Source organism: Rhizobium aethiopicum, assembly GCF_900094625.1.
GTDB classification, from domain to species: domain Bacteria; phylum Pseudomonadota; class Alphaproteobacteria; order Rhizobiales; family Rhizobiaceae; genus Rhizobium; species Rhizobium aethiopicum.
Window position 1 is genome coordinate 195,369 of record NZ_FMAJ01000001.1, and the last position, 12,828, is coordinate 208,196.

General features: G+C 61.7%; 13 protein-coding genes. 3 read left to right on the plus strand and 10 right to left on the minus strand.

Annotated features, from left to right (window positions below; translation table 11 throughout):
• The 4 genes from GA0061105_RS01040 to GA0061105_RS01055 all read right to left on the minus strand — a co-directional run bounded on the left by GA0061105_RS01040 (position 1) and on the right by GA0061105_RS01055 (position 2,420).
• Positions 1-477, minus strand: a complete 477-nt coding sequence (locus tag GA0061105_RS01040) for an SRPBCC family protein (RefSeq protein WP_064691876.1) — start codon at positions 475-477, stop codon at positions 1-3.
• Positions 474-815: an ArsR/SmtB family transcription factor gene (locus GA0061105_RS01045; RefSeq protein ID WP_064691875.1), complete on the minus strand. Its 342-nt coding sequence runs from the start codon at positions 813-815 to the stop codon at positions 474-476. Before GA0061105_RS01045 ends, GA0061105_RS01040 begins: the two co-directional genes overlap by 4 nt.
• The gene (locus tag GA0061105_RS01050) at positions 812-1,498 is read right to left on the minus strand and encodes a glutathione S-transferase family protein (RefSeq protein ID WP_064691874.1); all 687 of its coding nucleotides are present in this window, start codon (positions 1,496-1,498) and stop codon (positions 812-814) included. The genes GA0061105_RS01045 and GA0061105_RS01050 overlap by 4 nt, the downstream gene beginning before the upstream one ends.
• Before the next feature lie 103 nt (positions 1,499-1,601).
• On the minus strand, positions 1,602-2,420 hold the full coding sequence (locus GA0061105_RS01055) for a class I SAM-dependent methyltransferase (protein ID WP_092747453.1): 819 nt from the start codon (positions 2,418-2,420) through the stop codon (positions 1,602-1,604).
• Between the two features lie 114 nt (positions 2,421-2,534).
• Between GA0061105_RS01055 and GA0061105_RS01060 the strand changes: the two genes are divergently transcribed.
• Complete coding sequence (locus GA0061105_RS01060; protein ID WP_064692094.1) at positions 2,535-3,257, plus strand: DUF2270 domain-containing protein; 723 nt, start codon at positions 2,535-2,537, stop codon at positions 3,255-3,257.
• Here the strand turns inward: GA0061105_RS01060 and GA0061105_RS01065 are convergent, their stop codons facing one another.
• The 4 genes from GA0061105_RS01065 to GA0061105_RS01080 form a co-directional block, all read right to left on the minus strand.
• Positions 3,258-3,524: an usg protein gene (locus GA0061105_RS01065; protein ID WP_064691872.1), complete on the minus strand. Its 267-nt coding sequence runs from the start codon at positions 3,522-3,524 to the stop codon at positions 3,258-3,260.
• 200 nt (positions 3,525-3,724) lie between these two features.
• Positions 3,725-4,555, minus strand: coding sequence for an ABC transporter permease (locus GA0061105_RS01070; protein ID WP_064691871.1), 831 nt, complete (start codon positions 4,553-4,555; stop codon positions 3,725-3,727).
• Positions 4,552-5,358: an ABC transporter permease gene (locus tag GA0061105_RS01075; RefSeq protein ID WP_092747455.1), complete on the minus strand. Its 807-nt coding sequence runs from the start codon at positions 5,356-5,358 to the stop codon at positions 4,552-4,554. Before GA0061105_RS01075 ends, GA0061105_RS01070 begins: the two co-directional genes overlap by 4 nt.
• Positions 5,359-5,470: 112 nt before the next feature.
• The gene (locus GA0061105_RS01080) at positions 5,471-6,244 is read right to left on the minus strand and encodes a transporter substrate-binding domain-containing protein (protein WP_092747457.1); all 774 of its coding nucleotides are present in this window, start codon (positions 6,242-6,244) and stop codon (positions 5,471-5,473) included.
• A gap of 332 nt (positions 6,245-6,576) precedes the next feature.
• On the opposite strand from GA0061105_RS01080, the gene GA0061105_RS01085 reads away from it, so the two are divergent.
• Complete coding sequence (locus tag GA0061105_RS01085) at positions 6,577-8,751, plus strand: OmpA family protein (protein ID WP_092747459.1); 2,175 nt, start codon at positions 6,577-6,579, stop codon at positions 8,749-8,751.
• An 85-nt stretch (positions 8,752-8,836) separates the two neighbouring features.
• Here GA0061105_RS01085 and GA0061105_RS01090 read toward each other — a convergent pair whose 3' ends face one another.
• Both GA0061105_RS01090 and GA0061105_RS01095 read right to left on the minus strand, forming a co-directional pair.
• Positions 8,837-9,595, minus strand: a complete 759-nt coding sequence (locus tag GA0061105_RS01090) for an alpha/beta hydrolase (protein WP_092747461.1) — start codon at positions 9,593-9,595, stop codon at positions 8,837-8,839.
• A gap of 53 nt (positions 9,596-9,648) precedes the next feature.
• On the minus strand, positions 9,649-11,424 hold the full coding sequence (locus tag GA0061105_RS01095; RefSeq protein WP_092748263.1) for a cytochrome c biogenesis protein DipZ: 1,776 nt from the start codon (positions 11,422-11,424) through the stop codon (positions 9,649-9,651).
• Between the two features lie 346 nt (positions 11,425-11,770).
• On the opposite strand from GA0061105_RS01095, the gene GA0061105_RS01100 reads away from it, so the two are divergent.
• Positions 11,771-12,823: an alpha/beta fold hydrolase gene (locus GA0061105_RS01100; protein ID WP_092747463.1), complete on the plus strand. Its 1,053-nt coding sequence runs from the start codon at positions 11,771-11,773 to the stop codon at positions 12,821-12,823.
• Positions 12,824-12,828 lie beyond the last annotated feature (5 nt).

Here is a 12,828-nt window from a genome sequence, read left to right on the forward strand (position 1 = left end):
CTAATGGATCGGGCTCGTCTCGCGTTCGAGAAAGAGCGCGAGATTGTCGAGGCCGATCTCCGTGCCTTGGAGGCGGGCGCCGTTATCGGCGTAGCCGTCGAGGAAGACCACCTGCTCGGTGAAGACCATTCTGGTGCCGGTGGCTTCGGATTGGAAGGCCACGGTGGCGAGCGAGGCGGAGATCCGGGTTTGCCCGAGCTTCATCTCATAGGCATAGATGATGCGGGTATCCGGCACGATGTCGATGTAATGGGCGTCATAGGCGTGCAGAAGGCCATCGGTGTCGGCGGTGTAGTTCCTTTCCGCGCCGCCCGGTCTGAAGTCGAGAGCGTATTCCAGCGGCACCCATTCGCCGTGGCAGGCAAACCATTGCCGCTTGGACTCCGGCATCGACCACGCGCGGAAGACGCGGGCGACCGGCGCCTTCAGGCGGCGCTCGATGACGAAGGTGGTATGTTCGGCGGAGCGTGTCGTCATTCTGGAAGGGTCTCCGTTTCATCGGCGAGAAGTTGGTCCAGCCTGTCGAAGGCGGCGGTCCAGCGGACTTTTCGCTGTTCCACCCAGCGCTCGACGGCGGCAAGCGCGTCCTGCTGCAAACGGTAAGTGCGCACGCGACCGGACTTTTCCGAAAGCACGAGGCCGCTCTCCTCCAGCACCTGAAGGTGCTTCATCACGGTCGGAAGGGCGACGGCGAGCGGCGCGGCGAGTTCCGTGACGGAGGCGGGGCCGCGGCCGAGCCGGTCGATCATGCCGCGGCGGCTACGGTCGGAAAGCGCGTGGAACATGCGGTCGAGATCCGCCTGGCTGTCGATCATTCCGCCGCATCCCGAAAGCGGGCGGGAAGCCTGTCATGATAGGGGTAGAACTTGAAATAGGGGCGGGCCTCTTCCAGCGTCCTGGCTACGGAAGGACGCGCCAGCAACTGCTCGTAATAGGCGCGCAGCTTCGGCTGCTCCTCGCAAAACGGGACCAGCGTCTCGGCATAGAAGAGCGCGGGGGCTGCGGCGCAATCGGCGATGGTGAAGGCCTCGCCTGTTATCCATGAGCTTTCGTCCAGCTGCTTTTCGATCATCGCATAGGCAGTCGTGAGCGTCGCCCGGCAGGCGGCCACCTCTATCTCGTCTGCCTTGCCCTCAGGCCGCCGGCGGTGGCTGACGATCGTCTGCATCGGCACCTGGACATAGTGGTCGAAGAACCGGTCCCAGAGGCGGACCTGCAGCGCCCGGTCGATTTCGAGCGGCAGCAGGCGCACCGGGCCTGGGTAATAATGGTCGAGATATTCGATGATGATCGTCGTTTCGGGGATGGTGCTGTCGCGCGCTTCGTCCCTGAGCAACGGCATCTTGCCGATCGGCCAGAAGCGGAAGAGATCGGCGCGCGAGGTCTCGTCGGAAAGATCGACGAGACGATTTTCGAAGGGTGTCGCGTTTTCATAAAGCGCGATCAGCACCTTGTGGCAGAAGGAGGCGAGCGGATGCCCATAGAGCACGAGCGACATGCGGCGACCTTTCCTGTTTGGCTGAAAACTTTGCCGACCGACTAAGTATCAGGTCCGCAACCATCGCGCAACAGATAGTTCACCGATCGTGCAACTATTCTATTCAGCCGATGTATCTGGCGATCACCAGATGGCCTGGCGTCGGCTGCCCGTCTTCCATGCGCACATTGATATCGGATATCTCGACAAGGTCGAAACCTGTGGCGGTCAGCCGTTCTTTCACATAGGCGTCGGCATGGGCGAAGCGCTGGTGCGGTCCGACCATATAGGCGCGGCCGGCGAGCAATTCGTCCGGCAGGGTCTCCGAAGAGAAAATGAAGAGACCGCCCGGCGTCAGGTTTTCGGCAGCGCCGAAGAAGAGCGGTTCGAGCGCGCCAAGATAGGGCAGCACATCGGTCGCAGTGATGATGTCGAAAGCCTCCTCGTCATTGTCGTCGAGGAAATCCTCGACCTCGGCGACGAAAAGCGTCGCGTAGAGATCCTTCTCGTGAGCGATCTCGACCATCTTCTCCGAGATGTCGATGCCGGTCATGTCTTCGCAGAGATCCCGAAGGGCGCCGCCGGTGAGGCCGGTGCCGCAGCCAAGATCGAGCAGCCGCTTGAACGGCCCGAGCTTCAAGGCCTGCAGGCGCTGGCGCACGAGCATCGGCACGTGATAGCTGAGCTGCTCTACGAGCACGTCCTCGAACACCTCGGCATGCTGGTCGAACAGGGTCTCAACATAAGCATCCGGCGCCTTGGCCGGCGTTTCGCCGCGGCCCATCGCGGCAATGCGAACGGCGGCTCCGCCATGGTCGTCGGGATCGATCGCCAGGACTTCCTCATAGGCCGCCACGGCCGCGTCGACATCACCTGATTTCTCCAGCGCCAGTGCGCGGTTATAGGCCTCGGCAAGGGCTTCTTCGTCAATCTTCTTGGCCATCGCGGTCTACGTCCTTTTGTTTTCAGGCATGGCTCTACGGCGGCTTTGGATGTTTTGCAATGGCGCCGCTACGGGCGCAGAATGGCCAAAAAGAAGACGATGGAAGGAAATGCCATGAAAGCGGAGCAAGACAGGATGCCACTGGCAAGGGAAGCAGAGGGTGAGCGCCCCTTGCTGCTGCCCACGACGCCGGGCGAGATCACCAATTCCCTCAGCCATTATTACCGCGGTGAGCTCGGACGAATGACGAGCTGGCGCGACCGCATCGACCGGACGTCCAACTGGGCGATCACCGTGGTGGCGGCGCTGCTCTCGGTCTCGCTGTCGACGCCAACTTCGCACCACGGCGTACTGCTGTTCGGGGTGATGCTGATCACGCTGCTTCTGATGATCGAGGCGCGACGCTACCGCTTCTTTGATATCTACCGCGCCCGAATCCGGCAGATCGAACGCTGTTATTTCGCGCAGATCATGGCGCCGAACGCGGCGGTCGGCAGCGAATGGGCCGCGGTGATCGCCAACAGCCTGCGTCATCCGCGCTTCCTGCTCAGTTATGGAGAAGCAATGCATCGGCGGCTCAAACGCAATTACGGCTGGATGTATTTTATCCTGCTGCTTGCCTGGTGCCTGAAGATTTCGACACCGAAATTGCAGACGGAGGGCGCGCCGCTGCAGGCGCAGTCCTGGACCTATGTTATTGACAATGCCGTGCTCGGACCGCTTCCCGGCCTTGCGGTCATTTCGATCGTCGTTATCTTCTACCTCGGCATGCTCTATTTCGCGCTGCGTCCGGACCGGGACGAAGGCGAATTCGGCCGTGGCGAGGCGCATGTCTGATCAGTGAAGGATGAACTCACCCTTCAAGGCCCGCCACTCGGTTGCCGAGATCAGCTTGCGGTGGACGTAGCGCACCGAATGCAACGGCCCATCGAGCTTTTCCTGCCAGAATTGCAGGAAACCGCGCATCTCGGGAAAGTCGGGGGCGAGGTCGTAATCCTGCCAGACGTAGGTCTGCAGGATCGTCGGGTGGTCCGGCAGGTGGTAGAGGATCTGGGCGGTCGTCAGACCATAACCTTGCAGTTGTTTTTCCATGTCTTTGTGCATCGTATTCAGCTTCTTGTCGTTCCCACTCGCGCTTTATTAGCGCCACGTGAAATGGAAGCACGCGAATGGTTAACGCAAGCTTAACAGATGCTTTGCTGACGAAGTATTGTTTTTTATTTCAATAACTTGGCAGCATCCTTATAGAAGTGCTGCCAAGCGCCCGCATTGCCCCAATGCGTCCATTATTCCGAAGCCGCGATTCAGCGTTTCAGATGCCGCGTCAATCGACGCTCGATCCAGGCCCAGAGATGGCGCAACGCCTCAACGATGGTGAGGTAGAAAATCGCGGCCCAAAGATAGGTCTGGTAGTCGAAGGTGCGGGAGAAGGCGTAGCGGGTCTCGCCCATCAGGTCGAGCACGGTTATAATGGCGACGACAGCCGAGCCCTTGATCAGCAGGATGATTTCGTTGCCGTAGGGGCGAAGCGCCACGATGAAAGCCTGCGGCAGGATGATCTTGCGGAAGGCGATCGTCTTATGGATGCCGAGGGCTGCTGCTGCCTCGCGCTGGCCATGGGGGACGCTCTCGATCGCGCCGCGCAAGATTTCCGCTTGATAGGCTGCGGTGTTGATGGTCATGGCGAGCAGGCCGCAATACCAAGCGTCGCGGAAGAACCACCAGACGCCGACAGCTTCCAGCTGAAGACGGAAAACACCGAGGCCGTAATAGACCAGGAAGAGCTGGGCAAGCAGCGGTGTGCCGCGGAAGAAATAGATATAGCCATAGGACAGCCAGTTCAGCAGCTTGTTTTTCGACAGGCGCGCCATGGCAAGCGGCAGCGACAGGACGGCACCGCAGACTACCGAAATGGCAACAAGACTGAGCGTTACCCAAAGGCCGTTCAGGTAGCGCGGCCCGTAGCGGGTGAATTTCTCGATATCCCAGCCATTGATGACGGTGAAGATCAGCAGCGCGGCTAGCAAGGCCCAAAAAGCGACGAAGATATAGCCGGCGAGGCGCGCCATCGTCATCGGCTTCGCCGCCTCACGTGGGGCAGGCTGCGGCGGGATCAATGTTTCGGCGTAACTCATCGGCGCACCTCCGAACGCTTGGCCCAGCGATCGATATAGGCGAGCAGGAAGGAGGAGAGGATGGCGAGCACCAGATAGAGACCGCAGGCGATGCCGTAGAAGAAGAAAGGTTCCTTGGTCACGCGCACGGCGACATTCGTCTGGCGCAGGATATCGGCAAGACTGATGATCGAGACGTAGGACGTGTCCTTCAGCAGCACCATCCAGAGGTTCGTGAGGCCGGGCAGCGCAATGCGTACCAGCTGCGGCAGAACGATCAAGCGGAGCGTGCGGCCGCGATGCAGGCCGAGCGCGTCTCCGGCTTCATATTGGCCCTTGGGAATGGCGCGGAAGGCCGAGAGCAGCACTTCCGAGCAATAGGCGGAAAAGACGACCGACAGAGCGATGACGCCGGCCAGGAAGGCGTTGATCTCGACCGGCGGCCCGACATAGCCGGCAAGCTCCAGAAGAGATTGAATAAGCATCTGCATGCCGTAATAGATGATGAAGAGCGTCAAAAGCTCCGGCAGGCCGCGGAAGATCGTCGTGTAGATGCCGGCCGCCAGTCGCAGCGATTTCTCTTGCGACTGCTGGCCGAGCGCTACGAGGAAACCGATGACGAGGCCGATCGGCAAGGTGACGATTGCCACCGATACGGTAACCTGCAGGCCAAGAGCGATCTCATCGCCCCAGCCGGTGTCGCCGCAGGCAAGGATCGTCGACTGACCCAACCAGGTGAAGATGCCAACGGGTCCGCATAGCGGATCGAAAATGTGCACAAGTGAGCTCCAGAAGGAGCCGAGCGCGGAAAACAATCCGCCCATGCGAGAATTCCCCTCACGGCTTTTGCCGTTTTGATCTTGCCACCGTTGTCAAACAAAAATGGCGGAAGAGCAAGCTTTCCGCCATTCGCTTGATCGGCAGATACCGAATTTCTCATTCGCCGTAAACGTCGAAATCGAAGTACTTGTCCTGGATCTTCTTGTACTCGCCGCTGGCGCGGATCGCTGCGATCGCCGTGTTGAGCTTTTCCTTCAGCGGATCGCCCTTGCGGATGGCGATGCCTGCGCCTTCGCCGTTGATTTCCTTATCGACCGGCAGGGTCGTCAGGATCTTGCAGCAGGCGCCGGCGTCGGACTTGACCCATTCGGAGAGAACGACGACGTCGTCGATGACGGCATCGACTCGGCCGCTGGAAACGTCGAGCTTGTATTCGTCAGCCGTCGGATAGAGCTTCAGCTCGGTGTCGGCGAGGTGCTTTTCGGCATAGTTGGCATGCGTCGTCGAAGTCTGCGCGCCGATCACCTTGCCCTTGAGGCCGGCGACGTCCGATATCTTGGAGTCCTTCGGCACGGCGATCGCCGGCGGGGTGTTGTAATACTTGTTCGAGAAGTCGACGAGCTTGAGGCGCTCCGGCGTGATCGACATGGACGAAACGATCATATCGAACTTCTTGGCGTTCAACGCAGGGATGATGCCGTCCCAGTCGGTGCTGACGAAGGAGCATTCGGCCTTCATCTCGGCGCAGAGCGCTTTGGCGATATCGATGTCGAAGCCCTGGATGGTGCCGCTGGCATCAACGAATTCGAAGGGCGGATAGGTCGAATCGGTGCCGATCACGTATTTCTCGCCCTCGGCCATGGCCGAGCCGGCAAAGAGCGACATTGCCGCGATCGAGGCTGCCGCGAAGATACGGGTGGAGATAAACATGGAGATCCTCTCTGTTGGTAGCCGTCGCGCTTTTTTCTCTGGGGCTGACGGCTGCTGTTCAACGGTGACGGGCACCGCCTTGCGGCGATAATCAGACTTTTTTTCATGGAAATGCAATAGAAATTCCCGGGTTATTCGCGCCGCAAACAGCAGGCGAGATGAACGGCGGCAGACTACAACATTCACCTGAGGTTAATCCCCGGCTTTCTAGAACCGGAACAAATCGGCGGCTCGGCGCTTTGCCATTTCGCCGTTTCGCCTCAATGCGACGCTAGGGGCGGAACCAGGGCCTGTCGGCCTTCAGGAAGCTCAAACAGGATCGAGGAAACCCGATGGGCAAGAAATCAAACTTATTTGCGAGCGCAGCTTTCCCGCTGCTTTCCCTTTCGCTGGCACTCCAGCCGGCATCGGCAATGGCTGCTACAAGGGGTGCTATGGGCGAGGCTGCAGCCGTGCGGCAGATTGAACAGGGCAGCTTCGAAGTGGCGCAGGACGCGCCCTCCGAGGAGGAGCTCTTGAAGAAGAAGCGCAAGCAGAAGGAGGAAGCTCCGGCTGAACAGGCGCCGGCCGCCGAGCAGCCGAAGGAAGCGCCCGCGGAGAAGCCGAAGGCCGAGCGGAAAGAGGCGCCCGCGCCCGAACCCAAGGCAGAGCCGGAACCGCCGAAGGCCGAAGCGCCGCAGGAGGAGCCTGCGCCCGAAAGCAAACCGCAGCGGAAAGCCAAGCAGGCAGCCCAGCCGCAGGCCGAGCCGCAGCAGGAAGAGCAGCAGCCGGTAACGCAGGAAAAGCCGAGAAAGCCGAAGAAGCAGCAGACCGAGCAAGCCGAGCCGGAAGCTCAGCCGGCGCCTGAACAGCAGCCGGCCGCAAAGCAAGCTCAGCCGGAGACGGAACAGGCCGAGCCCGAGGTCAAGCCGGAGGGCAGCAAGAAGGGTCAGGACAAGGCCCAGAGCCGAGATAAGGGCAAGGCTAAGACCGAGACTGCCGCTCCGGAGGCGGTGACGCCGGCCGAGGAACAGGCCAAGCCGGCAATCGAGCCGGAGGCCAAGCCCGCTGCCGAAGCGCCAGCCAAGAAGCCGAAGAAGGGCGAGGCTGCAGCACCGGCGGTTAAGCCAGCCGAAGACAAGGCGGCCGCTCCTGATGCTGCGCCCGCCGAAACCTCCACGGAGGGCACGGCTGCAAAGCCTGCGGCCAAACAGCCCGCCGCTGAGCAGCCCGCCGGCGAACAGCCCGCCAGCGGACAGCCGGCTGCGCCCGCCACCGACACGGCTCAGCCGCTGCCGGATGCCAGCGGCGGACAGCAGGTCGAGCAGGCCATTCCGGCGCCGGAAAAGGTTTCTCCCGAGGAGCTGGAGCGCCGCAAGCAGATCGCCGCAGATCCGGCCAAGAGCAACGAGACCGTCGTGCTGCCGGTCGAGAACGGTGCAGCCGTGCTCGACAGCGACAAGGATGCCGACCGCAGCAAGGGGCGGGAAGGCCGCCGTGACCGCGACAAGCTGCGCGCCGAGAGCCAGGAGGTAAAGGTGCCGACCTCGGATGCGGATGCGCAGGCTCCTGCCGCCGCTGCGGCGCCAGCGATCAAGCTCGAGGCGGTCACCAGCGAGAAGGGCACGAGGCTCGACACGCGGCCGCAGTTTGCCAGTCCCGAGGGGGCACGCATCGACGACCGCACCGACGACAACCGGGTGATCATTCAGTACAACAATCAGGTGATCGTGCGCAGTGACGACGACAGGCGGTTCCTTCGTGACGGCGAGCGGCCGACCTATGAGCAACTGTCGGGCGATCGCTACCGCGAGACGATCACAAGGCCGGAGGGCTATCGCATCGTCACGATCCGCAACCGCTACGGCGACATCATCCAGCGGTCGCGCGTCGATGCCCGCGGGCGCGAATATGTGCTCTACTACTCGCCCGATCTCTACGAGGATCCCGACCGCGACTATTTCGAGGATCCGGGCGCCGATCTACCGCCGATGCGGCTGCGCGTGCCGCTCGACGACTATATCATCGACACCAGCAGCGATCCGGACCGGGATTATTACGAGTTCCTGAGGGAGCCGCCGGTCGAGCAGGTGGAGCGTGTCTATTCGCTTGACGAGGTGAAATATTCCGCCCGTATTCGCGACAAGGTGCGGCGCATCGATCTGGACACGATCACTTTCGCCACCGGCAGCGCCGAAATCCCGATGGCCCAGGCGCGCACCTTGCGCAAGGTCGCCGACGCGATCAACCAGGTGCTGGAGAAGGATCCGAGCGAGACCTTCCTGATCGAAGGCCATACGGATGCTGTGGGGTCCGACCAAAGCAACCTGATCCTCTCCGACCAGCGGGCGGAGTCGGTCGCCAACGTGCTCACCGACGTCTACGGCATCGCGCCGGAAAACCTGGCGACGCAGGGTTATGGCGAGCGTTACCTGAAGGTCAATACACCAGAGCCAGAGCAGGAAAACCGCCGCGTCACCATCCGACGTGTCACGCCGCTGGTTCGCCCCGTCGCTGCCAAGCAGTAAATGATCTCGCCCCTCCCTTGCATGAGGGAGGGGCGTTGATTTCCTCTTCTCCGGCTGGAGAGGGTATGGACGGGCCTTCCTCTCTCTATTCGCCGGCTTTCGTAGCCGCTTTTTCGATGAGGTCGGCGACTTTTTCCGGCTGCGACGCGAAGACGGCGTGGCTGGCCCTGATTTCCGTCACTTCGCTGCCGGCTCGTTTCGCCATATCGCGCTCCAGCTCCGGGTTGATGGAGCGATCCTCGGTGGCGACGACCGACCAGCTTGGCTTCGTCCGCCATGCCGGCTCTCCGACCTTGGCTGAAAAGGCCTGCTTGGAGGCGAAGACTTGCGACTTTGCCAGGAAATCGGCTTCGGCTTTCGGCAGGTCGGCGGCGAAAGCCGCGGCAAAGGCGCCGGGGTCGAGATAGAGATATTTGCCGTCCTTTGTTTCCCTGATGTCCATACTGCCGGCGGGCTTCGAACTTGCCAGGCTCAGCAGGCTCTCGCCCTTATCCGGCTGGAATGCCGCGACATAGACGAGGCCCACGACGGCGGGATCGTTGCCGGCTTGCGTGATGACCATGCCGCCATAGCTGTGGCCGACGAGCAGGACCGGTCCGGTCTGGAGGTCGAGAACCCGCTTCGTTGCCGCCACGTCGTCGTCGAGCGAGGTGAGGGGCTCCTGGACGATGGTGACGTTGAAGCCGCGCTTTTCGAGGATCTCAGTTGCTTTGCGCCATCCCGAGCCATCGGCAAGGGCGCCGTGGACGATCACGATGTTCTTGACCGCGGCAGCCTCGGCCGCGAAGGCAATTCCGGCGGTGGCAAAGGCAAGGCTTGCGATGAAAGTCAGATGCTTGTTCATGGGTCACTCCTTTGTTTCGATGTTGAGGGTCGGGATATCAGATGGTCTCGGGTTCAGCCGAAGGTGAAGGCGTAGGCCTGGACGCCCGGATCGAGGAAGCGGATTTCGAAGGTGCGGGGGGCGACGGTGCCGGACTGGCGAACGAGCTGGTAAAGCCTCGTTTCGGTGACCGTTCCGTTGCCGTCGGCATCGATGTCGGAGCCATGATCGGGTCCCGGCGCCTTGCCGTCGATCTTCACCTGGAAACGGATTGGTCCGGCGCCGGCGCCGGAACCGAGAACGAGATGCAGATCACGGGCGCTGAAATGATAGGTGATGCCGCCGCCCGGCTGGTCGAGTGTTGCCTGTTCCTTGCCGACGGTCCAGGTGCCGGACAGGCCCCATGCGTTGATGCCTGGCTTGGTGACCGAGTAGCTCTGCGGCGCATCGGCCTGCAGCCCTTCAGGCGAGATGAAATTGGCAGCCTGTCCGTAGCCGAGGTAGGTCTCGCCGGAGCGGATATTGGCAAGATCCGGACCGGCCTCCACGCCCCTGGCGTCGGGCGCAACCGGCGGCGTTTCCGCCATCTGGCTGCCGGCCTCGCGCAACAGATCCTGAATGGCTGTTTCAGTCCTGCCGTAATTGCCTTCGCCGAAATGGTGATAACGGATCTGACCTTTGGCATCGATCAGATAGGCGGCAGGCCAGTAACTGTTTTCAAACGCGCGCCAGATTTTGTAATCATTGTCGATCGCGACGGGGTAGCCGATCTGAAAATCGCCGACAGCCTCTTTGACGTTGTCGATCTTCTTCTCGAAGGCAAATTCCGGGGCGTGCACGCCGATGACGACCAGCCCCTGATCAGCGTATTTTTCCGCCCAGGCCCTGACATAGGGAATGGTGCGAATGCAGTTGATGCAGGAATAGGTCCAGAAGTCGACGAGCACGACTTTGCCGCGCAGCTGCTCCTTGGTCAGAGGTTTCGAGTTCAGCCATTCGACCGCGCCGTCGAACGACGGCGCATAACCTTCGACGGGCAGGTCACTGCGGAAAGGCTTCGTGTCATCGGCGGCGGGAATGATTGCGTCGTTGCTCACCACCTCGGAAGGTGTGCCGCCGACGGGCTTGGCATGTAGCCTGTCCAGAACGGCCTGTTCCAGCGAGGTGGTGCTGGCGTAGGAAAGTCGCGCCAGCAGGCTGGTGTCGAGACCGAGCGCGATGACCGCAACGCCCGCCAGCACGGCGGCGCCGACTGCCTGGCGAATTCGGTCGCCAAGGCCGAGCGAGCGCTTCATCGCGGCGAAGATCTTAGCGCCGACAAGCAGTGCCACCGCAAGCGAGGTCGCAGCACCGGCGGCATAGGCGATCAAGAGGACGGTCGTCTGCAGATTGGCGCCCTGCAATGCCGCGCCGGTCAGCACGAGGCCGAGAATCGGCCCGGCGCAGGGCGCCCAGAGCAGGCCGGTGGCGACGCCGAGAATGAGCGCACTCCTGACCGTCGGGGCCGCGCGTCCGCCACCGCTGGCGTTCAGAAGATTGTTGCCGAGGTCGACGATCGGACGGGCAAGCGTACTTGCAAAGCGCGGAGATAGCAGGCTCGCTCCGAAGAGCGCGAGCAGTACGATCGCGGCAAGGCGGCCATATTCATTGGCGCGGATCGCCCAGCTGCCGCCGACCGCGGCCAGCGTGGCGACGAGCGCAAAGGTGGCGGCCATGCCGACCAGCATCGGCAGTGTGCTCTTGACGAAAGGCTCGCCGGCGCGGGCGAAAACGAAGGGGAGGATGGGCAGGATGCAGGGGCTGAGGATCGTCAGCACGCCTCCGAGATAGGCAATGATCAGCAGTGTCATCATCGTTTCCTTTGAAACCGATTGATCGGGCTCTGGACGGCGATGGGCCTGAACCAGCAATGGCTGTGAGATAGCCGGGCGGAGGTATCTCCGATGTGTCTGGTCTGGCGGGAAAATGTACCGAACTATTGCGTCGGGGCACCGGCGATACAAAAGAATACAAACCGTCTTGCCCGCAGAGGCGGCGGCAGCCGGCCGGACGTCCTGCCGAGGAAGCGCAATTGTATCGGAATGTATCTCGGCAGGCGAAGGTTACACTCGCATTCAAAAACTCCAGCCTGTGACATACGGGCGATACAAGCCGAACGCTTTCTGAACACCGTGATCCATTCGACAGGAGAGACCGATGTCAGAGCAAATCAACCATCACCGCCGCCGTTTCTTCGGCATGACGGCCATCGCCCTTGCGGCGGTTGAATTCGGCGTGGCAGGCACCGCCGCCGCACAGCAGGCGCAGGCTTCCTCCGCAGCCTTGCCCGAGATTAAGACCGGAACCAACACGAAATTCGAAGCGCTGAAGCAGATCAAGACCGATGTGCTCGATATCGGCTACGCCGAGGCGGGCAAGGCCGATGGTCCGGTCGTGCTGCTGCTGCACGGTTGGCCCTATGACATCTATAGTTTCGTCGACGTTGCGCCGCTGCTTGCCTCTGCCGGCTACAGGGTAATAGTGCCTTATCTGCGCGGCTACGGCACCACCCGGTTCCTGGACGACAAGACGCCCCGCAATGGGCAGCCTTCGGCGCTAGCCGCCGATATGATCGCGCTGATGGACGCGCTCAAAATCGAAAAGGCTGTCATTGCCGGCTACGACTGGGGCGGGCGAACCGCCAATATCATGGCCGCACTCTGGCCGGAGCGCTGCAAGGCGATGGTATCGGTGAGCGGCTATCTGATCGGTAGCCAGGAGGCCAACAAGAAGCCGCTTCCGCCGAAGGCGGAACTCGCCTGGTGGTACCAGTTCTATTTCGCCACCGAGCGCGGCCGTCTGGGCTACCAGAGCAACACTCATGATTTCGCAAAGCTGATCTGGCAGACGGCATCGCCGAAATGGAATTTCGACGATGCGACATTCGACAGATCGGCGGCCGCCTTCGACAATCCCGACCATGTGGATATCGTCATCCATAACTACCGCTGGCGCCTGGCGCTTGTCGAAGGTGAGGCGAAGTATGATGCCTATGAGAAGAAGCTTGCCGCCCTGCCGATGATTTCGGTGCCGACGATCACCATGGAAGGCGATGCAAACGGTGCGCCGCACCCGGAGCCCTCCGCCTATGCCGGAAAATTCTCCGGCAAATATGAGCACCGTACGATCGGCGGCGGCATCGGCCATAACCTGCCGCAGGAGGCGCCGCGGGCCTTCGCGCAGGCGGTCATCGACGTTGATCGTTTCTGATCGGC